General features: G+C 58.0%; 19 protein-coding genes. 13 read left to right on the top strand and 6 right to left on the bottom strand.

Translation table 11 applies throughout. The features are described from left to right. Nucleotides 1-138 precede the first annotated feature (138 nt). The 4 genes from P4G45_RS11240 to P4G45_RS11225 all read left to right on the top strand — a co-directional run bounded on the left by P4G45_RS11240 (nucleotide 139) and on the right by P4G45_RS11225 (nucleotide 3,616). On the top strand, nucleotides 139-1,089 hold the full coding sequence (locus tag P4G45_RS11240; RefSeq protein ID WP_348266572.1) for a hypothetical protein: 951 nt from the start codon (nucleotides 139-141) through the stop codon (nucleotides 1,087-1,089). Nucleotides 1,090-1,369: 280 nt separating this feature from the next. Continuing rightward, nucleotides 1,370-1,624 (top strand): helix-turn-helix domain-containing protein, encoded by a 255-nt coding sequence (locus P4G45_RS11235; protein ID WP_348266571.1) that lies wholly within the window; start codon nucleotides 1,370-1,372, stop codon nucleotides 1,622-1,624. Nucleotides 1,625-1,856: 232 nt separating this feature from the next. Continuing rightward, nucleotides 1,857-3,026, top strand: coding sequence for an FAD-dependent monooxygenase (locus tag P4G45_RS11230; protein ID WP_348266570.1), 1,170 nt, complete (start codon nucleotides 1,857-1,859; stop codon nucleotides 3,024-3,026). Then, nucleotides 3,023-3,616, top strand: a complete 594-nt coding sequence (locus tag P4G45_RS11225) for a YceI family protein (protein WP_348266569.1) — start codon at nucleotides 3,023-3,025, stop codon at nucleotides 3,614-3,616. The genes P4G45_RS11230 and P4G45_RS11225 overlap by 4 nt, the downstream gene beginning before the upstream one ends. A gap of 17 nt (nucleotides 3,617-3,633) precedes the next feature. Here the strand turns inward: P4G45_RS11225 and P4G45_RS11220 are convergent, their stop codons facing one another. Further along, a complete protein-coding gene (locus P4G45_RS11220; protein ID WP_348266568.1) occupies nucleotides 3,634-4,509 on the bottom strand; it encodes a metallophosphoesterase in 876 nt (291 codons plus the stop codon). Nucleotides 4,510-4,577: 68 nt separating this feature from the next. Here P4G45_RS11220 and P4G45_RS11215 point away from each other — a divergent pair, with 68 nt between their 5' ends. From P4G45_RS11215 to P4G45_RS11190, 6 genes are all read left to right on the top strand, one after another. Continuing rightward, complete coding sequence (locus tag P4G45_RS11215; RefSeq protein WP_348266567.1) at nucleotides 4,578-5,663, top strand: Xaa-Pro peptidase family protein; 1,086 nt, start codon at nucleotides 4,578-4,580, stop codon at nucleotides 5,661-5,663. Nucleotides 5,664-5,698: 35 nt separating this feature from the next. Beyond that, the gene (accB, locus tag P4G45_RS11210; RefSeq protein WP_348266566.1) at nucleotides 5,699-6,199 is read left to right on the top strand and encodes an acetyl-CoA carboxylase biotin carboxyl carrier protein; all 501 of its coding nucleotides are present in this window, start codon (nucleotides 5,699-5,701) and stop codon (nucleotides 6,197-6,199) included. 98 nt (nucleotides 6,200-6,297) lie between these two features. Further along, nucleotides 6,298-7,662, top strand: a complete 1,365-nt coding sequence (accC, locus tag P4G45_RS11205; protein ID WP_348266565.1) for an acetyl-CoA carboxylase biotin carboxylase subunit — start codon at nucleotides 6,298-6,300, stop codon at nucleotides 7,660-7,662. A 2-nt stretch (nucleotides 7,663-7,664) separates the two neighbouring features. After that, a complete protein-coding gene (gene thiE / locus P4G45_RS11200) occupies nucleotides 7,665-8,291 on the top strand; it encodes a thiamine phosphate synthase (protein WP_348266564.1) in 627 nt (208 codons plus the stop codon). Between the two features lie 72 nt (nucleotides 8,292-8,363). Beyond that, nucleotides 8,364-9,869 carry an amino acid permease gene (locus P4G45_RS11195; RefSeq protein ID WP_348269251.1) on the top strand — a complete coding sequence of 502 codons (1,506 nt, stop codon included), beginning with the start codon at nucleotides 8,364-8,366 and terminating at the stop codon, nucleotides 9,867-9,869. An 18-nt stretch (nucleotides 9,870-9,887) separates the two neighbouring features. Beyond that, nucleotides 9,888-11,498, top strand: coding sequence for an amino acid permease (locus tag P4G45_RS11190; RefSeq protein WP_348266563.1), 1,611 nt, complete (start codon nucleotides 9,888-9,890; stop codon nucleotides 11,496-11,498). A 53-nt stretch (nucleotides 11,499-11,551) separates the two neighbouring features. Here P4G45_RS11190 and P4G45_RS11185 read toward each other — a convergent pair whose 3' ends face one another. From P4G45_RS11185 to P4G45_RS11175, 3 genes are all read right to left on the bottom strand, one after another. Continuing rightward, nucleotides 11,552-14,326 (bottom strand): hypothetical protein, encoded by a 2,775-nt coding sequence (locus P4G45_RS11185; protein ID WP_348266562.1) that lies wholly within the window; start codon nucleotides 14,324-14,326, stop codon nucleotides 11,552-11,554. Between the two features lie 73 nt (nucleotides 14,327-14,399). Beyond that, nucleotides 14,400-15,158, bottom strand: a complete 759-nt coding sequence (locus P4G45_RS11180) for an ABC transporter ATP-binding protein (protein ID WP_348266561.1) — start codon at nucleotides 15,156-15,158, stop codon at nucleotides 14,400-14,402. 106 nt (nucleotides 15,159-15,264) lie between these two features. Further along, nucleotides 15,265-16,662, bottom strand: a complete 1,398-nt coding sequence (locus P4G45_RS11175; protein ID WP_348266560.1) for an efflux RND transporter periplasmic adaptor subunit — start codon at nucleotides 16,660-16,662, stop codon at nucleotides 15,265-15,267. A 292-nt stretch (nucleotides 16,663-16,954) separates the two neighbouring features. Here P4G45_RS11175 and P4G45_RS11170 point away from each other — a divergent pair, with 292 nt between their 5' ends. The 3 genes from P4G45_RS11170 to P4G45_RS11160 all read left to right on the top strand — a co-directional run bounded on the left by P4G45_RS11170 (nucleotide 16,955) and on the right by P4G45_RS11160 (nucleotide 21,408). Continuing rightward, nucleotides 16,955-18,688 carry a GWxTD domain-containing protein gene (locus P4G45_RS11170; RefSeq protein WP_348266559.1) on the top strand — a complete coding sequence of 578 codons (1,734 nt, stop codon included), beginning with the start codon at nucleotides 16,955-16,957 and terminating at the stop codon, nucleotides 18,686-18,688. A 146-nt stretch (nucleotides 18,689-18,834) separates the two neighbouring features. After that, the gene (locus tag P4G45_RS11165) at nucleotides 18,835-20,565 is read left to right on the top strand and encodes a carboxypeptidase-like regulatory domain-containing protein (RefSeq protein WP_348266558.1); all 1,731 of its coding nucleotides are present in this window, start codon (nucleotides 18,835-18,837) and stop codon (nucleotides 20,563-20,565) included. A 579-nt stretch (nucleotides 20,566-21,144) separates the two neighbouring features. Next, nucleotides 21,145-21,408: a hypothetical protein gene (locus P4G45_RS11160; protein ID WP_348266557.1), complete on the top strand. Its 264-nt coding sequence runs from the start codon at nucleotides 21,145-21,147 to the stop codon at nucleotides 21,406-21,408. Between the two features lie 3 nt (nucleotides 21,409-21,411). Here P4G45_RS11160 and P4G45_RS11155 read toward each other — a convergent pair whose 3' ends face one another. Together P4G45_RS11155 and P4G45_RS11150 are read right to left on the bottom strand one after the other, a co-directional pair. Continuing rightward, entirely contained in the window at nucleotides 21,412-22,689 is a 1,278-nt protein-coding gene (locus P4G45_RS11155) for an ABC transporter permease (RefSeq protein WP_348266556.1), read from the bottom strand. Continuing rightward, nucleotides 22,671-23,924, bottom strand: a complete 1,254-nt coding sequence (locus tag P4G45_RS11150; RefSeq protein WP_348266555.1) for an ABC transporter permease — start codon at nucleotides 23,922-23,924, stop codon at nucleotides 22,671-22,673. Before P4G45_RS11150 ends, P4G45_RS11155 begins: the two co-directional genes overlap by 19 nt. Nucleotides 23,925-23,966 lie beyond the last annotated feature (42 nt).

Below are 23,966 nucleotides of genomic sequence, written 5' to 3'. Positions count from 1 at the left end.
CTTGTATTGAAGACTTCGAACGACACTATTTTGCCGGGTACGTCAAAGGTAGGAAGCCCTATTGCTTGCTTATCCCCGTGTTTCACGGAAGAATAGAAAGGTTAGGCCGCAAAGTTCCGTGGCCAAGGAGTAATTTCATTGCGTATTCTCTATCGGCACCTCCTCCCCATCGCCGTGCTTGCTCTCTCCGCTACGTTCTCTCAGGCGGCGGAGCTATCGAGTGACGCTAAGTCCGCTATTCCTAAGGACGTTCAGCAACTCATCGTGGTGGACTACCGCGCCATGCAGAATTCGACTGCCGCAATGGACTTGAAGGAGCGGGTTCTCCCGCCTGAACTTAAGCGATTAGAGACCGCGCTGAAGAACGCCAAGCTGAACGTGGATAGAGACGCTGACGTCCTGGCCTTCGCTTCGTTCCGCGACTCCAGCGGGCAGGGAACCAGGATCGTCGGCATCGCCCAGGGGCAGTTTGAGACGCAATCGATTCTGGCCGGTTTTGCCAAAAGTAAAACCAAGCCCATCGTCGACCGCAACAACACCATCTATTCGATGGGGTCGGCCGGGATGAGTGTCGTGTTCCTGAACCAGACCACGATGGTCTTCGGTGATAGAGCAGCGGTGAAGGTCGCACTGGATGCTCGCGATGGGATCATCCCGAACTTCCTCACCAACGGCGAGATGGTCAACGATATGGGAACGGTCGATCGGCGCGCGATCTGGAGTCTGCTTGACGCCAAGGGCACGCAGACGATGATGAAAAGCGTGCTCGGCGATGCTGCGCAGTTAACCGACTACGACACGGTTCGCAACCGGATGAAGAGTTCGCGCTACACCATGGACTTCGAAAACGGCGTTAAGTTCGACCTCGCCGTTGTCATGTCCGATACGATGACTGCGGCCACCTGTGCCACCCTGATGAAGGGAATGGTCATTATGAAGAAATCATCCGGCTCCCCGATGGAAAGATCGGCGCTGGACCGGACAACGATCGATTCCAACTCCGGAACGCTGACCGTGGATTACTCTTCCTCGGATAGTGAATTTGCCGGACTGCTGAACTCGCCTCTGTTTCAATCTGTAGTCAAGTAGCTGATTCCATTAGTTTTCACCGGGTACCGCTCTTTCACGACGAGATAAAAAACGGCTTGCTAAAAATATTGCAGTACCTCAAAGAAGGTCCAGCGCCAGCGTTGGGCCGTTTATTTTTGCGTTCGAAGCAATAGGGGCTCTGGGTGATTATCGGTTAGTTGATTAACAACCGGGTTTGCTGTTGTCTGGCTGAAGAAAACGGGGTACAAAGAGTGTGCCCGGGTTTCCGGTTCGACTTGGCATTTATCCGGTTTGTTCTGGTCTTTCGAAGGGTTCTCTAATGGCTGCTCTGGCGCAGGTGACGACTCGCGAAGTATTGGATATCCGGCAGGCGTCGGAGTATCTAGGCATCAGTGGAGATACGCTGTACCGGTATGCGTCGGAGGGCTTTATTCCGGCGTTCAAACTGGGGAACCGCTGGCGGTTCAAAAAGAACTTGCTGGATGCCTGGATGGATGAGAAGTCAGGTGTGAAGAGTACGGCTCCTGTAACGGTGCAGCCAAAGCAGAAAAAGCCGGCAGGCCGTGCGCGGTAAGTAATAGATTTTGTTCAAGTTACCTAGCTGTTGACGAAGTTCCTCCCGCGCAATGTACTCACCTCGTTTGCCTGCCTGTTTATCCGCTGATCGCTCGCGCGACTCTGAGGGTGTTCTCTTTTACGATTCGTTCCCGGGTCTTCAACACTAAGATGTCGGTGATCTCCGTTCGGCTGGGTGCATTTAGTCTAAAGAATGTGCTCTTTTTGAGCTCCAGGGGAGTCTAAGCAAGGTGATTACGGAGATCTCTGAAGGGCAATCGAAACGGGGAAATACCTGTAGCGCCGACGTTGTCATCGTGGGCGGCGGTCCTGCCGGTCTGGCGGCCGCTATCGCGCTCAGGCAGACGGGGGCCGACGTTCTACTCATCGATGCGCAGGAGCCTGGGATAGACAAGGCTTGCGGCGAGGGGCTGATGCCCGATTCTCTGCTCGAATTATCAAGACTCGGGATTGACTTGGCCAAGGTGGAAGGGGCGCCTTTCGGCGGCATTCGCTTTGCAGATAGGGACTCCACCGTGAGCAGCGCATTCACAACGGGTGAGGGCATGGGTGTGCGTCGATTGGCGCTGCATCGTCAGTTGCTGGAGAGGGCGACGACGATGGGAGTACGAATGCGGTGGAAGACAAGGGTTGAGTTGACGCCTGGGAAGAAGCCGTCCATCGAGGGCGAAGCTCTTTGCTGCAAATATCTGATTGGAGCGGATGGCGAGTCCTCACGAACGCGCTCGTGGGCTGGATTGAATAACGGAGCGGTGCGCAGCCGCCGGTTTGGCTTTCGAGCACACTTCGAGCTGCCGACAGATGGAAATGTGGGGATGTCACAGGTTGAGGTCCATTGGGGTGATGGCGGACAGGCGTATGTGACGCCCGTGGGAGAACGGACGGTGTGTGTTGCCGTCATCTCCCGCTCACAATTGCCGACGACATTTAATGCCGTGATTGACAGCATCCCGGCACTTCGCGAGTTGCTATCGCGCGCGAAGCAGCTTACTCCGCAGCGGGGCGCGGTAACGATGACCTCCAGCTTTCATAGGGTCACGCGGGGCAACGTCGCTTTGGTGGGCGATGCGTCCGGCTCGGCTGACGCTATCACAGGGGAAGGACTTGCGATGGGTTTTCGACAGGCGCTGCTACTGCGCGATTCAATCGCCGAAGGTGGACTCGAGCTATATCAAGCGCAACATGCGGACATTTTACGATTGCCCCAACAGATGGCGCGTGTCATGCTCCTGATGGACCGCCATCCCCGGCTAAGGAAACGGACACTCAGGGCGCTCGCAGCTCGCCCCGATCTCTTCGCGGCGATGCTTCGCGTGCATCTAAACGAGGAACGCCTTCCTCATGTTGTACTGCGGCATGGGGTGAGGTTCGGGAGGCTATTACTATTTTCAGCAGGATGAAAAAGAGAATTACACGCTTTTCGCTAGCTCTCGCGGTAGCGACACTTACACTGGCCGTCGGTTCCGCGTGGGCGCAAGACACGCCCTCGAATCTGACACTCCATTTCGACCCCGCGGCGACGACGATCCGCTGGACACTGAAGGACGTTCTGCACACGGTTCGCGGTACGTTCCTGCTGAAGAGTGGCCTGATGACGCTGGATGAAAAGACGGGTGTGGCTGAGGGAGAGATCATCGTCGAAACTGCCTCGGGCGAGAGCGGCAATGGTGCTCGCGACCATCGTATGGCGAACGATGTTCTTGAAAGCGCGAAGTATCCGGAAGCGATCTTTCACCCTCAGAGGGTCACTGGCGTTGTCCGCGACGGCAAGACGCAGAATGTGACAGTGGAAGGCACCTTTACCATTCACGGCGCCGATCATCCACTCTTCCTGCAGGTCACAACTACACAGAACGGAACCACGCTGACTACGAAGACCAGCTTTGACGTGCCCTATGTGGCGTGGGGAATGAAAGATCCGAGCACGTTGATTCTGCGAGTAGGCAAGACGGTACAGGTCGACGTGGATGCCCGGGCAAAGCTGCAATGACACGGCAGCCTTAAATTTCAAGCTGATTGCAGCGTGATGAGGGTGATCTCTGGCGGGCAATTAAGGCGGAAGGGAATTCCCACAGCGCCGATACCGCGATTGACGTAAAGCTGCATGTTGTCGAGGCGAAAGAGGCCTTCGGCGTACTTTTTGCCCATGGGCGGAAGCACAAGAGGGCCGAGGAAGGGCAGCCTGATCTGGCCGCCGTGGGTGTGGCCGGAGAGCATGACGTCGACCAGATGGCCACGGGGATGTGCACGGACGGTGTCGGCATAGTCTGGCTCGTGCGCCATGAGGATGACGGGACCATCGGGGCGTGCCGGTACAGCGAGTTCGAGGCGGGGATTGGTAGTGCCGGGGTCGTTGACGGCGGCCAGCCAGAAGCGGGAGCCGTTGCGTTCGATTGGAACATGTTGGTCGACGAGCACCGGGATACCGTTCGAAGTAAGGGAATAAATAACCAGCGGTGCGCTGACGGCGACGTCGTGGTTGCCTAGGCAGGCGAACCGCAAGGGGCAGGTAAGCGTGCTGAGGATCTCCGCGCAGCGGTGAGCGGCGTTCTGGCCGTTGAGGAAGGTGAGCGAGCCATGGGTGACGAAGTCTCCCGTCAGCAGGACCATGTCGGCGGCAAGGGTATTGACCTGATGGACGACGCGTTCGAGGAAAAATGGCTCGGTGAACTCGTCGAGGTGGATGTCGCTGATCTGCGCGATGCGGAAACCATGGAAGGCGCCGGGGAGGTTGGCAATGGCGATGGTGCGGGGAACGAGATCGATCTCATGGCGGGCGATTTCGCCAGAGTAAACAGCCAGGCCCGCTGCAGCTGCTCCCGCGCCGACGAGAAAGTGGCGCCGGGTGAATCGCGGGGATGGTTCGGGATTAAAGCCGGACATAGGACATGATACCGGGTTGTGTACATGTTGAGCCAGCTTTGCCGCACAAGTTCGGTAGAATCATGGGGATGAGTTTAAGTTTGCGGAAGAAGAGAGCGGTGGCTCGGGCGAAGGCCGCCGGAGTGGATTGCCTGCTGGTGACGCATCTGCCGGATGTCCGCTATCTGTGCGGGTTTACGGGGTCGAATGCCGCTTTAGTGCTGGCTGGCGGCCGCGCCGTTCTGTTTACGGATGGACGCTATACAGCCCAGGCGAAGGCTGAGGCAGCGGGAAGCCGCGTGGTAATCGCGAAGAAGCCGGTGGTGACGGCTGCCTGTGAATGGATGGAGGCCGCCGGCATTCAGCGCTGCGGCTTCGATGCTGCACAGACGACGGTCGCTGCACTCGAAGGGATGCGGAAGTCAGTCTCGACGAAGGTGCGCCGGGGGCTGTTTCAGGCAGTTGAGCCACTGGTTGCCGGTCTGCGTGAGGTGAAGGACGCGGAAGAGGTTGCGACCATGCGTAAGGCCGCTCTGCTGGGTTGCCAATTGTTCGACGGGATGCTTAGTTTCATGCAATTGGGGCTGACTGAGGTCGCAGTGGCGGCAGAACTCGAACATGCCGCGCGGCTGGCTGGAGCGGAGGCGATGTCGTTTGAGACAATCGTCGCCAGCGGAGAGCGGAGCGCGCTGCCGCATGGGCGCGCAACTCAGGCGAAGCTGCCAAAGAGAGGCTTCGTAACTTTGGACTTTGGCGTCGTCGTCGATGGCTATTGCAGCGACATGACGCGCACCGTCCACATGGGCAAGGCGCAGCCGGACGAGCGGGAAGTGTATGATGCGGTTCTGGAAGCGCAGGAGGCCGGAGTCGCAAAGGTGGCTCCGGGCGTGACCTGTGCCGAGGTCGATGAAGCGGCGCGAAGCGTGCTGCGGACGGCGGGGATGGATAAGTATTTCAGCCATTCGACCGGGCACGGCGTTGGGTTGGAGATTCACGAAGGTCCAAGGCTTGCGGCGAAGCAGACGCAGGTTCTGGCTCCGGGAATGATCGTCACGATCGAGCCCGGAGTGTATATGCCAGGCCGGTTCGGCGTGCGGATCGAGGACATGGTTCTCGTCACCGCGACGGGAGGCGAAGTTCTGACGCCAAGCGTGAAGGCCTGGATTGAGTTGTAATGACTAGAGTGCCGCAACAGGCACAGGAGATATGGATGGACGTTAACAAGTTGCAAGAGCTTCGCGAACTGGTCGAATTTTTGAAGGCGAACGAGATCGCCGAGTTCGACATGGAACAAGATGATCTGAAGGTCCGCATCAAGTTCGCGGGCGAGCCTCAGGCTGCGGCGGGGGGTGTCGATCTCGCGCATCTGAGTAGGCTGATGGCTTCGGCTCCTGCAGCGGCTTCGGCGCCAGTTGCCGCGGTCCCTGCCGTAGTTGTGGAGAGCGCTCCTGCCGCTGCTCCAGCGGAGACTCTGCATGAGGTGAAGTCGCCGATTGTGGGGACGTTCTACGAGTCGCCCTCGCCCGGCACTCCGTCGTTTGTGAACGTTGGCGACCAAGTGGAAGTTGGCCAGGTGCTCTGCATCGTTGAGGCGATGAAGCTGATGAATGAGATCGAGTCAGACGTCGCGGGCGAAGTAGTCAAGCGAATTGCCATAAGTGGGCAGCCAGTAGAGTACGGGCAACCGCTGTTTGCGATCAAAGCCCGTTAGCGATTTGACGGGTGGCAGGCGAGGTGAAACGCTTCGCGGCGGATTCGGCATTCCGGATGACAAGTAAATTGATCTAAAGGGAAGAGAACAGGTAACGCATGTTTCGTAAGGTATTGATTGCAAATCGCGGGGAGATTGCGCTGCGGGTGATCAACGCGTGCAAGGAGATGGGAATCCGCACGGTCGCGGTGTATAGCGAGGCGGACCGTAACAGCCTGCACGTGCGGTTTGCCGATGAGGCCATCTGCATCGGGCCACCGCGTTCGTCGGAGAGCTATCTGAATGTGCCGGCGGTCATCTCGGCGGCGGAGATTGCAGATGTAGATGCGATCCATCCTGGCTATGGTCTGTTAAGCGAGAATGCGAACTTCGCCGAGGTTTGTCGGGCCTCCAATATCAAGTTCATCGGGCCTCCGCCGGAAGTAACGCGGATGATGGGCGAGAAGTCCACAGCACGGCAAACGATGAAGAAGGCGAAGGTGCCGATTCTGCCCGGGTCGGACGGCATCATCGCCAGTGAAGGCGAGGCGCTGGAGTGGGCGCGCAGCGTTGGCTATCCAGTAATTTTGAAGGCAGTCGCCGGTGGCGGCGGCCGCGGAATGCGCATCTGCCGCAACAAGGATGAGCTGCCGGGACTGTATCAGCAGGCTTCGATTGAAGCGGCGAATGCGTTTGGCAACGGCGACCTCTACATGGAGAAGTTCATCGAGCAGCCACGGCATATCGAGTTCCAGGTGCTCGCCGATGAGCATGGAAACGTGATGAGCCTGGGCGAGCGTGAGTGCTCGATCCAGCGACGGCACCAGAAGCTGATCGAAGAGGCGCCGAGCCTGATGGTAACTCCCAAGCTGCGCGAGGAACTGGGCAAGACGATCAGGAAGTCGCTGGAAAATATCGGCTACTGGAACGCCGGGACGATTGAATTTTTGATGGATGAAGATGGAAAAATCTACTTCATCGAGATGAATACCCGCATTCAGGTCGAGCATTGTGTAACAGAAATGGTTACAGGAATCGATCTCGTCAAGGCGCAGTTACGAATCGCCGCGGGCGAAAAGCTGAACTCGATTATTACGGAGCCGGTGGCGATTCGCGGTCATGCGATTGAGTGCCGCATCAATGCGGAGCATCCGGAAAAATTCACACCCAGCGCGGGCAAGATCACGGCATTCAACCTCCCCGGCGGTAACGGCGTCCGCGTGGATACGGCGCAGTATGCCGAGGGTGTGGTGCCCCCTTATTATGACTCGCTAATTGCGAAGCTGATCTGCCACGGCAAGGACCGCGAAGAGGCCATGAACAAGATGCAGCGCGCTCTCTCGCAGTTTGTGGTGCAGGGAATCCATACAACGATTCCGATGCATCAGAAGATCTTTGCCGATGCGGAGTTCCGTTCGGGCAAGTTCGATACGAAGTTTATGGAGCGGTTCTTCGAGCGACAGAAGGACATCAAGGCGGAGTAGTGGTGGGCCTGCCAAAGTTATATCCAATTCTGGATGCGGGGCTGTTGGCGGCCCGTGGGCATGATCTCCGATGGGCTGCCAACCAGTTGAAGGAAGCCGGTGTGGAGTTGCTTCAATATCGGGATAAAGCTGGGTCTCCGCAGTCGGTCCTGCAGAATGCTGCTGCAATTCGCGAAGCATTCGCAGGGGCCGCATGCAGGCTGATTCTCAATGATCGAGCTGACCTTGCCGTACTTGCCAGTTGGGATGGCGTGCATGTGGGGCAGGGAGACTTACTGCCCGAAGATGCGCGGCGTGTGGTGGGTGCGCAGCGATGGGTGGGGGTTTCTACGCACAATGATGAACAAGTACAGCGGGCCGACGCGAGCAGCGCGGATTATGTAGCCGTAGGGCCGGTCTTTGCTACCGGAACCAAACTCGATGCAGAGCCGGTGATTGGACTTGACGGGTTGCGGCGGGCGCGGGTGCTGACGACGAAGCCGATTGTGGCGATAGGCGGAATTACACGGGCAAATGCTCGTAGCGTGATTGAGGCCGGGGCCGATTCCGTAGCGGTGATTAGCGCGTTATTTGTTGAAGGTGAGTCAGTTGAGAAAGTGGTGCGGGACTTTCTGGAGATTTTGGGGTAGAACTGACGCAACGTGAATAGTTCGGTAAAAATTCAAAACGAGACCGTCTCCTCTCCGCAGTTCGTGCAGGGGATGGGGTTGTTTTCAGCAACGGCGATTGTGATGGGCTCGATGATCGGCTCGGGCATCTTTATCGTCTCGGCGGATATGTCGCGCGCGCTGGGTTCGCCCGCGCTGCTGATTGCGGCATGGCTTGTGACTGCGGTGATGACGGTCATAGGCGCGTTGAGCTACGGCGAACTGGCAGCCATGATGCCCAAGGCTGGCGGCCAGTACGTTTATCTGCGTGAGGCGCTGGGACCTCTGTGGGGATTTCTTTACGGGTGGACGCTGTTCCTTGTAATTCAGACAGGGACGATTGCTGCCGTGGGCGTGGCCTTTGGAAAATTTCTGGGCGTCTTCTTTCCGTCGGTCAGTGCGGAGAAGTGGCTATGGCATATCGGGCATGTTCCGGCCTGGCATGTGGGGCCGATGGTACTCGGCAATATGGAGATTGGGTTGAACACCGCCAACCTATCGGCGATTGTGGTGATTACGCTGCTGACCCTGCTCAATACGCTGGGCGTGAAGATGGGCGCGGCCGTGCAGAATGTCTTTACCTCCGCGAAGGTGCTGGCGCTGGCTGCGGTTGTTCTGGTCGGCTTGTTTGCGAAGGATGCGATTGCGCTGGCGGCGAACTTCGGCGCCGGATGGCACCATTTCTGGGCGGGTGCGGGCTGGCATACGACCCATGCAGTGCAAGTCGGTGTGGGGGGACCGACGGCTTATGTTGGATTGCTAACGATTGTCGCGGTAGTTCAGGTGGGATCGCTGTTCAGCGCGGATGCGTGGAACAACGTGACCTTTACAGCGGGGGAGATCAGGAACCCTAAGCGCAACTTGCCGCTGTCGCTGGCGATTGGGACGGGCGTTGTCCTGCTACTGTACGTGCTCTGCAACTTCGTCTACCTGAGCGTGCTGCCGATGATGGGCGACCCGGCAGCGGGAACGATTGTAGGGCGGGGAATTCAGTTTGCCTCGGAAGATCGTGTCGCCACCGCGGTGATGCAGAGCGCCTTTGCGGGGTATGGCGCGAAGCTGATGGCGGCGGCGATTCTGATATCGACCTTCGGCTGCGTGAACGGAATGCTGCTGGCGGGAGCGCGGGTGTACTACGCGATGAGCCGCGACGGACTGTTCTTCAAGTCGGTGGGTAAGCTGAGTGAGCGCTCGAAGACGCCGGTGAACTCGTTATGGGTGCAGTGGGCGTGGACGTGTTTGCTGTGCCTGTCGGGCAGCTACGGGCAATTGCTGGATTACGTAATCTTTGCCGTACTCATCTTCTATATTCTGACGATTGCAGGTCTGTTCGTCCTGCGCCGGACAAAGCCCGATGCCGCACGCCCCTACAAGGCTTTCGGGTATCCTGTGTTGCCGGCGCTATATATCGTGATGGCGACCTGGATCTGCGTTGTACTGCTCCGTTACAAGCCGCAATACACGTGGCCGGGGTTGGTGATTGTGCTGTTGGGAGTGCCGGTGTATCTGGTCTGGAAGAGGCAGGGAGCGGCGGTCGCAAGCGACAAAGCCGTGACGTAAAAGGAGAGTTGACCCAAGATGTCGATGTTGTTTGCGAAGAAATCGATGGATGTGCTGCTGGAAGAGAGTCGCGCAGAAGGCGAACATACGCTGGAGCGCTGCCTCGGGCCATTTCAATTGACCGCGCTTGGCGTGGGCGCGGTAATAGGCGCAGGCATCTTTGTGATGGCGGGGCTCGGAGCGCACTATGCCGGGCCTGGCCTGATGCTCTCGTTTGTGTTGAGCGGGCTGGGATGTGCGTTTGCGGGGCTCTGTTATGCGGAGTTTGCCGCATTGATCCCTTTGGCCGGGTCGGCCTATACCTATGCCTACGCGACGCTGGGTGAGCTGATCGCGTGGATCATCGGCTGGGACCTGACGCTCGAGTACGCGATGGGCGCCAGTACGGTCAGTTCGGGCTGGTCTAATTATTTCGTCCAGGTGTTGGACATCGTTCATTTGAAGTTTCCGTTGTGGCTCGCCTATGACCACTGGACGGCACTGGGAAAGGCGGTCGAGACGGTCAGTCGTCAAGTGATGACGGTAAATTATCCAGCACTCTTGCCTGGGTCCCAGCTCTATCTCGCGCAGCTTGAAGTTTTGAAGATGCATCCCACTGCCGACATGATGGTCCAAGCGCATCAGGTACTGGCGGCACCGGTTCTGTTCGGGCATGAGATTGGATTTAATCTGCCTGCATTCCTCATCGCGCTGATTGTGACCACTGTTTTGGCGATCGGCATCAAGGAGTCGGCTAAGTTCAACACCGGCATTGTGGCCCTCAAGGTAGCGATTGTTTTGTTCGTCATTTTTTTGGGCGCGAAGTACGTCCATCCCGGTAACTGGGGGCAGGACTGGCACTCGTTCGCGCCGTTTGGCTTTGGCGGAATCGGTGCAGCAGCTGCCTATGTCTTCTTCGCGTACATCGGCTTCGACGCGGTATCGACGACGGCACAGGAAGCCAAGAACCCCCAGCGCGACCTGCCTATCGGAATCATCGCTTCGCTGTCCGTTTGCACGCTGCTCTACATTGCAGTTGCGGCAGTGTTGACAGGAATGGTGCCGTGGCAGGCGGTGAACATCGAGGCGCCAATAGCGCGTGCCTTTGCGGACCGTAACCTAGGCTGGGCCAGCGACATTATTACGCTGGGTGCTTTGGCCGGGCTGACGTCGGTGATGCTGGTGATGTTGCTGGGCCAGACACGCGTTCTCTATGCAATGGCGACGGACGGCCTGCTGCCGAAGAAGTTCTTTGCCGAAGTGCATCCACGCTTCCGCACGCCCTTCAAAAATACGTTCCTCGTGGGTACGCTGGCGGGGATCGTCGGTGCCCTGACGCCGATCGACGACATCGGCAAGATGGTGAATATCGGGACGCTGCTGGCGTTTGTGATCGTCTGCATTGCGATCATGATCCTCCGCAGAACCGACCCTGACCGGCCGCGGCCCTTCCGTACCCCGTGGGTTCCGCTGGTGCCGCTTCTGGGCATCTTGTTCAACGGATACATGATGATCAAGCTGGGCTGGCTGAACTGGGCGCGGCTCATCATCTGGCTCGTCATCGGTCTGGTGGTCTACTTCACCTACAGCGTGAAGCACAGCAGGGTCAGGTTACGGGCGAAGGGCCTTCTTGAAACCAGCAAAACGTAGCCGCTGCGGTTACGTTTCGCTGGTCTCAACTCGCCTCGACTCATCCTTCGAAGTTACGGTTTAGCCACAGGTGCGGTTGGAGCTGCGCTTGCCGGTGGTGCGGGCACCGGGCAGGTTCCTTGGGGACATTGAGAAGACTGTCCGCCATTCATAGGTGCAGGAGGCGCAGCAGGCGTCGCACCCGTTGCGGGAGGAACCTCTGCTGGAGTTGCATCCGGCGCTGAGGTCGCAGTGGCAGGTTCGGGTTTTGCTGCAGCTGGGACGGCCTTCGGGGTCGCTCTCTGACTTTGCGGCGGCCGTTGAATTGATACCGGTATCGTAACCACATTGGCCGCCGCCGGGTCGTCGCGGAGCTTGAGATAGAAGCCTGCTTTGGCCGGACGCGACAGTGACAGCGTGTTGCCGATGAAGCCTTCAGGTACGTCGGTAGGATTCGTGAAGGCGGCGTCGGTGGCTACGGAATCAACGAGATACAGGCCCGAGCCGGTTACGGTGCAGGGCTGCGATGCCTCCCAGGGGCAATGGACGTCGTTCAGCGTAGGCAGACGAACCAGCGTAATTAGCGGGATCCAGTCTCCCGCAGTGCCATCGGGATCGACGGCGCGCAGACGGAGTGGCCCGAATGCAGAGGTCCCAAACGCCTTGAGCGGATTCAGCGTGCCAACCAGAGTGTGGTGATTCTGCAGAATGAGCGTACCGGATGTGACGTCGAGTGTAGTGTGCAGCGAGTTGTCGGCATTCGCGATCTCAATCTGGCCCGTGCGCGGGAAGGATGCCTCAGACTTGAGTGAAAAAGTAAGCTGATCGTTCACAGGCAAGTCGTCAGGATCCGCCAGGTGAATGGGCTCGTCAGCGGTCTGCGTGATGCGTTTGTTGATGAGTGTGACAGAGGGCCGCGGCGCTTCCACTTGAACCGGCAGAGTAAGGGTGCGGCCATCTTTCAGCGTGACGTGCGCCGTGAGCTTTTCGCCCGTCTTCAACTTGGGAGCGCCCGCATTGGCCGGAAGCGCGAGCCGCAGTGAAGTCGTGCCCGAGGAGCCCGGCTCGGAGAAGCTGTCCGTATTGGACGCAGCCGGCAATGGGGACGGAGTAAACGTCAGGTCTTTCAGTTCGAGCTGCTTGACCTGATTGAGATTGGTGCCGTTCAGCACCGCAGAAGTATCGCCCGCATAGAACTTCAGCGAAGCGAGGGTCGCGGGCTCGGAAAAAGTCTCAGCAGCGACCGTATCCGGTTTGGCCTCTCCATATTGACGAATTGTCAGATGCAGTGCACCAGGGTCGACGGATTTCAGGGAGACCTTGACGTTGATCAGGTCCGGCTTGTCGGCCTCTTTCCAGTCAGTTTTTTCCTGCTTTCCTGCCGTCGTGTCGAGCGTGATCGATTGGACGCAGGCTGTTCCGGTGGACGAGAGCGAGAGATTATTCTCCCGCCCTGCGATCAGCACATCGTCGACTGCCAGCTTCCAGTCCTTGCCCGGAACGCTCTGCAACTGCATGGTCGGGCCAGTGAACGGATCGAATCCCCAGAAACCGGTAATGGTCCCCGTCACCTTGCCAGAGGCGTCGGCTTTGGCTGTCGTTTTCACTGGGACTTGGGGCGCGGCTTGAGGTTGTGCTGCATCCGTCGTCGCAGTAGGAAGAACTCTCCGTTCGCTGGTTGCCGGAGAAAGGGTGAGGCCGCCGCGATACGCGTCCGGCACAAGGGGAATGTCCTTCTCGGGCCCTGAACCATTGATGTGCAGGACGAGGTCGTGTGCAAACGAGGTAGAGAAGACGAGAGGAGCGCCTTCGACTGGAAGGGCGACCGACGGTTGCAGCAGGCAGGTGACGTGCTTCGGGTCCGCGGGGCGCAGCGGGGGGAGGACGGAGGGTTGGATTGCAGGCAGACCGATGACGATCACCGACTTTGGATTATGGAACGAAGGTGGCGTATTGAGCCGGAGGTTGAGGTCCTCACCCTCGGGAAATGCGATCGCGGGAATGTACTGGTATTGCGCGGTGTGGAGATTACCCATCAGGTGGACAAGGTCAACCACCGCCCCCACGTAGGCGCTGTACAAACCGCCTCCGCCCAGGGAGGTGTAGCTGGCCGCACTGATTAACTGGGAAGCATCGCCATTCGTCAAGCTGGAGACGACCGTCTCGCCATGACCATCGTTAAGTAGCGTCTGGTTCCCGCTTTGGGTCAGGCAGGTGTACTGCTGGTCGACCGGGCGGTTGAAGCAGTCTTCATTAGGCTTTAGGTTCAGAGTGCGGGCGATGAGGTTCGAGTGTTCGAGCAGCGCCTTGGGATCGGAGGGAGGGACCAGACGCATATCGGCAAGATACTTTTCAATACGTGCCTGCTCGAATCCAGCCTCGGCAAGATCCTGCGACGCGCGCACAAAGATGCCGGGCCGGCCGCGCACTGCAGAGCGAAGGGTGCTGAAGTCTCCGCCTGTCTCCGGGGCCAAGAAGAGCACAACCTGCTGCGCCTCGTCCGGAACGTAGACGTTCACGCCCTCTTCGCGGACCTTCTGGTTCCACGTCTGGATCTTGATGAACCAGTCTTCGGGCGGTGGGTTGGTGGTGCCGCGAAGGAAGCAGACCACCAGCAGGTAGTGGACGGACTGCGTGGTCGGCAGGTCGGGATGAAGCCAGATCTTATCGCCCGCCTGCAGGTTTGGGACCGACGCAATCGGCAGCGTCTTGCCATCCCGAGTGACATGGACCTCGAGTTTAGGGCCGGTCAGGTCGAAACGTGCCGCCTCTCCGAAGAGCATGGGGCAGACAAGAAGAAGCGCTGCAAAAGCTGCACTGATGCTAAGGGGCCGAAACTTTGCCATCATTCCATCTTAGACTGCGAAGGCAGACGTAATGGATGCAATGTGGGGGCAATCGTCCGGCATATTGCCGGACTAGCTACCCTTTATTGCTGATACGTGAGGAGATATGGTCGCTGGCGATGACGCCGTCGCGAATCGTGACTACCCGATGGGCGAACTCAGCGATGTCCGGCTCGTGGGTGACAAGAACAATGGTATTTCCCTGGGCGTGGAGATCGTCGAAGAGCGCCATGATCTCGTCTCCCGTCTTGGAGTCGAGGTTTCCTGTCGGCTCGTCGGCGAGGATGATGGAGGGTTTGTTGACCAACGCACGGGCGATGGCGACACGCTGCCGCTGGCCGCCGGAGAGCTCGTTCGGCTTGTGCATCATGCGTTCGGCGAGGCCGACCGATTCCAGTACCGACTTGGCGCGTTCAATGCGTGCGGCCGCCGGAGTGCCGTTGTAGATGAGCGGCAGCTCGACATTGTGCAGCGAGGTGGCGCGAGCCAGCAGGTTGAACGTCTGGAAGACGAAGCCGATCTCCTTATTGCGGATGCGGGCGAGTTCGTCGTCATTGAGCTCGGAGACATCGTGGCCGTTGAGCCAATATTTGCCCTGCGATGGCGAATCGAGACAGCCGATCAGGTTCATCAGCGTAGATTTACCCGACCCTGACGGGCCCATGATGGCGACGTACTCATTGTGCCGGATGCGCAGGTTCACACCGCGCAGGGCATTCACCTGCTGGTCGCCCATCTCATAGGTCTTCCAGAGATTGTCCGTGACGATCACGTCGCCGGCGCGAGGTCCGGAGGCATTGCTGAGCATTGGATCAACTGCGGTTTCGATGGCCATCCGGTTCTCCGGTTGCTGCATGTTCAGGATAGTACGTTTACGCTGACGCGGCGGTTCCTTTTGCGCAGTGGAATTCCGGCGTCAGCCCATATACGTCAACGATCGGTTACGACTGGTCCGTTGGTGTCACGGTCTCAGGCGTGTTGTCCCGTTTGACGACAGTACCGCTCTTGAGCGTCCGCAAGACCTTATATCGGCCGGTCACAATCTCGTCTCCCGCCTTCAGGCCGTCGAGCACCTCGATATCGGTCGTTCCGGTGATCCCCGTCTTTACAGGGACGAAGACGGCGCGCAGCTTCTTGTGCTCCTGCTGCAACACATAGACGCCCTGCACAAGCTTGGTATCCGTGGGAGTGGCAGCCGCAACAGCGCCCTTCGCGGGAGGCTTGCCCGCATTGGCCGCCAGCGCCTTCTCTGCGGCGGTATTACGCTCCACCAGAGCCTGAATTGGAATCGTCAGCGCATTCGGCTTGTTCGCCGTCGTTATCTTCGCCGTAGCTGAAAGACCCGGTCGCAGATCATCCGAAGGCTGGTCGAGCGTGACCACGACCTTGAAGTCCTTAGCCTCTTCCGTCCCGGTTGTGCTTTGGCTGGTGGCGATACCGGTGGTGCGCAGCAGGGCCTGGTCGCCGACCTGAGTCACGTGCCCCTTGAAGATCCGCCCCGGCAGCGCGTCGACCGTGACATCGACTGGCTGCCCCATCGCAACATTGACGATGTCCGTCTCGTCGACTTTGACTTCCGCCGTAATGACCGACATGTCGGCCAAAGTCATCATGGTCGATCCTTCGGCATTCTGAATACCCACGACGACTGTCTCTCCCTCGCGCACCGGCACGTTGGTCACGAGGCCGTCGAATGGAGCGCGGCTGATCGTCTTGTCCAGAGCGTCATAATTAGAGCGCTGGCTGGCGACCGCCTGAGTCACATGCGCGCGTTGCGACTCTGTCTGTGCCAAAGACTGCGCATACGCCGCCTTCCGCTGGGCCAGGGTCGCGACGGCCATATCATAGGCAGCCTTTTTGCTGTCGTAGTCCTGCTTGGCAATCAGCTTGTCCTGATAAAGCGCCTGGGCGCGTTTGTAGTCCAGCCCCTTCTGCTCAAGATCAGCCTCGGACTCCGCAATATTCGCGGTGGCGGTCTTTTCTGCGGCAAGGTAGCTGTTGACATCGGTACGGTTCGACGCGATGGTCGCCTGCTGCGCCGCGACGGTCGCCTCCGGCTGAACGTTCTCGATTGTGGCCAGAACGGCACCCTTCTTGACGTGGTCGCCTTCCTTCACATTCAAGTGGGTGATGCGCCCAAAGGACGTTGCGCCGATATTGACATACGTCTTCGGCTTGATCTGCCCGGTACCATTGACAATCGAGACGAGGTCCTGACGTACCGCCTTGCCCGTCGCCACCTTCGTCACATTGGCCTGTCCATGGAGAATGGTCCCTACGACGATGCCTGCCAGTACCAGGACGCCGACGACGATCAAAACAATCTTTTTCGCGCTCATTGCTGCTTTCTTTCGCGGACCGGAATCACCCTGTCTGCGCGCATTGGGAGTGGCCTGTCAGAGAATCATACGAAAAGGATGCATATACAGTTCCATTGGACTTCTTACACAGCCAACGCGGCTTAATAAGGATAGGGAGAAGAATAGCAGCTATCTCCGCGGCAATGAATAGTAAACGTCCTCCGACGATCACCGAGGATAATAGCAGGGTAGAAGTCAGATTCCACCCTCTTGTATCGGCTAAGTAACCGCTCTACAATACAGATTGGTTAACAGGAGCACTGCCCTATTTATGAATACGTCACGCCGCCTCGTTTCGATCACAGCTTTTCTGTTCTTGACGATGGGGGCAAGTGCTTTGCCGGCTCAAAACACGAATAGCGCTCTTCCCGATATCGACGGAAAGGCCCAGCCTTCCAATGTGGAAAAGCCCGACCCGCTCAAGCGTCAGTTGACCGATAAGGAAAAGCGCGCCCAGCAGAAGGAACTGCGCGGCGAACTGCACGGCGTCTATAAGAAGTGGCTTGACGAAGACGTCCGATGGATCATCACCGACCAGGAGATGAGGGCCTTCAAAAACCTGAGCAATGATGAGGAGCGCGACTCCTTCATCGAGAACTTCTGGCTCCGCCGCAACCCGAATCCGGATTCCCCGGAGAATGAGTACAAAGAAGAGCACTATGCCCGCATTGCCTATGCGAATGAACACTTCGCAGCGGGCATGCCCGGTTGGAAGACAGACCGCGGCCACATCTATATCGCGTACGGCAAGCCCGACAGCATTGACTCCCATCCCAGCGGCGGCAACTACGAGCGGCCCATGGATGAGGGCGGCGGCGAGACCTCGACCTTCCCGTTTGAAGTCTGGCACTATCGCTATCTGGCCGGTATCGGCGACAACATCGACATCGAGTTTGTGGATACCTGCATGTGCGGCGCCTACCACATGACCCTCGACCGTTCCGAGAAGGACGCGCTCAAGCACGTTCCCGGAGCCGGCCTCACCATGTATGAACAAGAGGGGCAGGCCAAGAAGGCAGACCGCTTCTCAGGTGGAGGCCTCGAGCAGCTTGGCACCGGCCCCATGTCGTCGCAGAACCAGAGCAAGCAGTTCGACCGGCTCGATCAATACGCCAAGCTGATGGCCCCCCCTGTTATCAAGTTCAAGGATCTTGAGTCGTTCATGGCGACTTCCAAGATTCTCACCGGCCCACCCTTCCTCTTCAGCGTTCGTACCGACTACGTCAAGATCACCAACGATACCGTGCTTGTTCCGTTGACCCTGCAAATTCGCAACGGCGACATCACCTTCAGCAACAAGGACGGCGTCGCCACTGGCACGGTCAATATCCTCGGACGTGTCTCCAACCTCAATGACCGGCCAATCCAGACCTTTGAGGACACCGTCAATGTTCAGGTTCCAAGCGAGCTGCTAGCCCGTACCCAGAACAACGTCTCCGTCTATTGGAAGGCGCTGCCATTGCGGCCCGGCTTGTATAAAGTCGACATCGCAATCAAGGACGTCAACAGCCCAGACCACATCGGTCGATGGAAGCGCAGCATCAACGTGCCCAAGTATGACGACGATCACCTTGCCTCATCTTCGCTGATTCTGGCCGACGAGATGGAGCATGTGCCTTCCCGGGATATCGGCGCTGGCAACTTTGTCATCGGCGACACTCGCATTCGCCCCCGCGTGCCGACTGAGTTGGCCGTTCCGGTCACATTCCACCGGGCGCAGAACTTGAATTTCTGGATGCAGGTCTATAACCTCGGTATCGACGAGAAGAGCAAGAAAAACGATGCCACCATCGACTACCAGATTGTGAATACGGGCACGAACCAGACGGTTCTGCAGACGCAGGAACTTACCGCCAAGACCAACCCGAACGCTGATCAGGTGACGCTGGAAAAGAGTATGCCGCTTGCCAGCCTCGCGCCCGGCAAGTATAAGGTGACCATCAAGGTCGATGATGGAATCACCAAGCAGCAGATCGCAGAATCTGCACCGTTTGTAGTGGAATAGCGCAGTCTGCACGGAAAGAGCCACATGCTTACGTGGATGCAACAGGGCGATAAGCGGTGGCAGGGCAGCCTGTAAAACAGCACCCTCCTTGTACCGGGTGCAATTACGTTATGGAGTTTGCCGTCGACGCGCAGAAAGCAAACGCTGTGCAACGATTCCAGGTGAAGATCGCGCTTCTGGCTCTGATGCTATCCACCGCATCGGTGTGCCTAGCTGTGGGTCCTGGTGCTACGGTCTCCGGCGTCGTTCGCGATGCCGACGGCGTCGCCCAGATGGGTGCTCTGGTTCAGGTGTTGGCGGGTAACTCCGCTCTTGTGGGCACTGCATTTACCGATCTTCACGGCCGCTACCTCATCACCCGTTTGGTTCCTGGCAAATATCAGGTTCGAGCTACCGCCGTCCTCTTTGTGCCGACCACGCGTGGCGATCTTCACCTTCGTCCCGGTGCCCAGGCGATCGTCAATCTCACCCTGAATACCATCTTCGATGCGACGACATGGCTGCCCGCCGAGCGTCGCAAGGCAGACGAGCCCGGCGACGACTGGAAGTGGACGCTGCGTTCCGCCGTCAACCGCCCCATCCTTCGAATGGCTGCCGACGACGGCAATGTGATGTCGATCTCCTCCAGTTCGACCGAATCCTCCACCCCGTCTTCTCGCATTCGAGCAGCTGTCAGCAGTGGCGACGGCGGCTTTGCCAACGGTGGTGTTCACAACATCGTTACCCTGGACCGCGTGCTCGACGATGGCTCAGGCATGGTCGTCCGCGCTGACATTGGGACGGGGCTTGGACCGTGGATGGGTTCACCTTCCATGAACATCGCTTCAGGCTTCGAGCGGCGACGAGGTTTCGCCGGCTCCAGCCGTTTGGTCGCAAGCTATCAGTCCCACCCGGAGATGCTCGGCGCGGAGAACGCGTCCGGCCTGCAGACCTTCCAGCTAGCCAGCGCGGAGAAGATGCAGATTGGCGATGCCGCAGACGTCGAGGTAGGGGGCATCCTCTATGTCGTCCACACCGCAGGCTACGCCCTAGCCTCGCGTCCCTTCCTCAAGGTGACCACTCACCCCTCGGAGGACTGGACGATCGGCTATCGCATGGCGACCTCCCGCGATCTGCAATCTTACGCGGGACTCAACACCGTGCAGCAGGAGACGCCGGTTGCGGTAACCTCGCAGAACCGTATGCGTACCGAAAGCGGCCTGCATCAGGAATTTGCCATCGGTCGTAAGCTTGGCCCCGGTCTCATTCAGCTTGCGTACTATCTCGATTCGCTCAATCAGGTGATGGTCGAAGGCGGCGGCTCTCTCAGCGCGTCCGATATCGCCCAGGCTGACGAGTCGCCTGCTGGGGGCGTTTTGGCAGACCAGACCACCGGCAGCTTCCGTCTTCTCAACTCGGGATACAAGACTCAGGGAATGAATCTCATGTTGTCCGAGCCGATCACCACGAACATGTGGGTAGCCCTGGAATACAGCACAGGCGCTGCACTCACGGCGAAGGACGACGATGAGGTGCTCACGTTGCAGGACATGCCCACCGAACTCAAGCCGCTGATGTCCCAGACGGCTACGCTCGCGGTGAAGGGAAGGATACTTCGGAGCGGGACCAGAGTTCGCGCGGCCTACCGCTGGCAACCGATGCGCATGGTGACAGCAGTCAACCCCTACGGAGCGTTCAGCGATCAAGCCTATCTCAGTTGCTATCTGCGCCAGGCGATCAAGTTTGGCAACCTCCTGCCTCCGGGGCTCGAAGCAACGGTAGATGTGACCAACCTGCTCTCCCAGGGCTACCGACCCTTCCTCTCTGCCGACGGCAAGACCCTCTTCCTCGCCCAATCTCCGCGCGCTCTCCAGGCCGGCCTCGCCTTCACCTTTTAGTTTTTGTTCGTCATTCCGCAGCGAAGCGGAGGAACCTGCTGTTGGGGTTACCTCTGGTGAGTGGCTTACGAATCATATTTTGCTGCTGGGTACCCCAAGGCTTCAGCCCTTGGGTATGTCCTCCTACATGTGGCATAAAGGAGTCAAAGGTTTCCCTCGTTCCTCTTCCCGCGACTCCGACTCAATCGTCAAAAAAACCCAGCAAATTACCTGTCAAGCCCCAAATCTATCTAAATCAAACAAAACAATAAAGATATAGATTGCAAAACAGTTTTCACCATTCCCGTAAAATAGAAGAAGTAGAGAGTACAAGATAGGCTCGGCAAAGATTGCTCAGGTTAACTCCTTTATAAAGAATACTTTGCCTGTAAATCCTCTGGAATGAAGACTTTGCCTTTAGACTTCAGCGCTAAACCGTTGAATCGAGATGCTTTATCGAATCAGGTGGGGGGGGGATACTTCTAGGAGCGATTTCCTCACGACGTAATCCAGTTCACAAATGCATGTTGACATGCGCACGGAATCAGATATTCTGTGCACCAGAAGTGGTGCAGAATAACAACCGTAGAGAGGCAAGCTATGACAGCGGAGCTGAACCTACTGGATGTTTGGATTCCCGAGCAGATGCAGCCGGGTACGTTATTCATGCTGGAACAAACTGGCGAACTGGGCAAGGCGGAGAACCCTTACTGCGCCGTCCTCGCCTGTCCCACCTGTGGCTCTCTCGGACTCATCACCCGGCAGCAGTGCATGGGAAATGCGTCCATGATCTGCGGCTCGGAAAGATGTTCCGCAGAGTATTTTCTGGATGACGGGCAGATTCGCTATCGTCCTGCCAACTGAGAGCTACTCATGCCGTAGCGCTACGACCGGATCCATATGCGCTGCGCGAATGGCGGGCAGCAGCCCGGACACGATGCCGACGACGGCCAGAATGCCGAACGAGATCAGCATCACCTCCGGCGAAGCGCGCAGAATGATGTCGCCTTCGTGGTTCGCCGTCTTATAGATATCGGAATAGAGCGGCATGGCTGGAATCATGTAAGCCACAGCAACCGCAATCATCATCCCGGCTGCCCCGGCAATAAACGTCAGCGTAAGGCTCTCCAACAAAAATTGAGAGAGAATGTCACGCCGTCGCGCGCCAAGCGCCTTGAGCAGGCCAATCTCCCGAGTGCGCTCGGTAACAGAGACGAGCATGATATTCATCACGCCCACGCCGCCTACGCCCAGCGTCATCGCTCCAATGATGCCGAGCAGAAGTTCGAGCGCCGTGCTGAACTGCATGATCTCCGCCGAGTCGGCCACGGTGTCCCAATCGCCGATCGCCTTGTCGTCTTTGGGATCAAAGTGATGGCGCTGTGCCAACACCGCCCGAACAGCCTGAATCGCCTTGAGATGCATGTCGCCTGAGACGGGCTGGAACACGATGCTGTCCGGGTCCCGCTGATTTCTCAGCAGCCGCATCATGCCGAAGGGAATGAAGGCATTTTCGTTATCGGGACCATTGTTAGAAGAGTCCTGAATCTTGTTCTGCAAGACGCCGATGACCTGAAAGACGTGGCCCTCAATATTTACCGATTCACCGACGGGAGGAAATCCGTTGAAGAGCTTCTGTGCTGCATGAGCACCGAAGATAACCACCTGCCGATGGTCGCTGAAGTCCGCCGGCTCGAAGTACCGGCCTTCCTCAACCTTGAGCCGGCGCATCCCTCCGTAGGGATATTCAATGGCTTTGCTCTGAATATTTACGACCTTGGCTCCGTACTTGAAGCTGAACGCATCGTCCGTCTCGGAGCTCACCGCCCTGAGAAACGGGACTGTATCGCGAACGGCCTCGGTATCTCCATCGCGGAACTTGACCTTCTGGCCTGCTCGTTCGCCACCGGCCTGCATGCTCGTCTGGCCGCCCCAGACCATAATGACGTTATCGCCCAGTCCAAGAAACCCGTTCATCACCTCCTGTCCAAGGCTCCTTCCATAGCTCAGCAGAAGGACAACTGTTACCAGCCCCCACACGATACCAAGCATGGTCAATCCAGAGCGCAGGCGATTGCGCAGAAGGGAGTCGATACTTTGACGGATAATCTCACCGATGTTCATCGCTACTCCGTTCGCAGGCATTCCATCGGGCTGAGATTGGCCGCACGCAACGCGGGATACGTGCCCGCGAAGAGCGTAATGACCGTAAGAGTCGCAAGGGAAGCCCCGATCGCGATGGGAGAGATCACCGGATGAGGCACAAAATCAGGAAGTGGTACCAGCCGCATCAGCAGGCACACTCCGACGCCAACCGTCAGGCCGGTAAGGCCGCTGACGATGGTTATGATCGCCGACTCGGCTAGAAACTGCCGCCGAATGTCTACCGCAGTAGCACCTAGCGCCTTGCGAACGCCGATCTCTCGCGTTCGTTCGGTGACAGCGACCAGCATGATGTTCATCACGCCAATGCCGCCTAGCGCCAGCGTCAACAAGGCAACTGCACCGAAGAAGAAGGTCATTACCGAGAAGATGCGCTCAGTAAACTTGGACCCCTCGAGCGTGTCCCAGATCCATAGAGCTTCCTTATCTTCAGGGTCGTAGTGATGGCGTATAGCGATAATTCGCTTCACCTCGTCGAGAGCCTTCTCATGCAGATCGGGCGAGACAGGCTCAATGACGATGTTATTGACATATCCGCGCTCGATGCCAGGGTCCGTCGGCGGAAAGTCGCGTGCCATGGCAGAGTACGGTGCGAACAGTTGGGTGTTATCCGGTCCACTTCCGTAGCTGCCGTTCTGTTTCTTCTTGGCGAGCACACCGATGACTGTGTACTCGTACCCAGCCACCATCATCTTCTGTCCGATGACAGCTTTGCCTGGAAAAAGCTGGCGGTTTGCGTCGGCTCCCAGCAGAATGACGCGTCGCCCATTCGCTTCGTCTTCATCGGTCATCAGCCGTCCCTGATCGACAGTGAGAGAACGAAAGCGTTGATACTCCGGCCAGACGCCGCGAACGGGACGCGAGGCAGCATTCCACTGGCTGACTTCAGATGCGGTCCGCCGAATCTCAGGGCTAACGGTTTTGACCAACGGTGCCTGATCCCGAATGGCAATGGCATCGTCTACGGTGAGTCGGATGTCACGACCGGCTGCATAACCGCCAGCCTGCATTCCTGTTTTGCCGCCGAAGATAATTGCAATATCTGTGCCGATGCTTCGCAGGTGTTCTTTCTGGTCAACGTTGAAGCCGATCCCTAACCCAACCAGCAGAATCACCGATGTAATGCCCCAAACGATTCCGAACATGGTGAGAAAGCTGCGAAGCTTGCTCTCCCAAAGTGCAGATATAGTCTGCTTGAATATCTCGCGTATAGGCATAGGCAATCATTATCCGTTGAAAAGAGGCGGACTGATTCTATA

The organism is Edaphobacter paludis (assembly GCF_039993895.1).
GTDB lineage: Bacteria > Acidobacteriota > Terriglobia > Terriglobales > Acidobacteriaceae > Edaphobacter > Edaphobacter paludis.
Note: the sequence above shows the minus strand (reverse complement) of the source record. Positions and strands in the feature narration are given on the sequence as shown.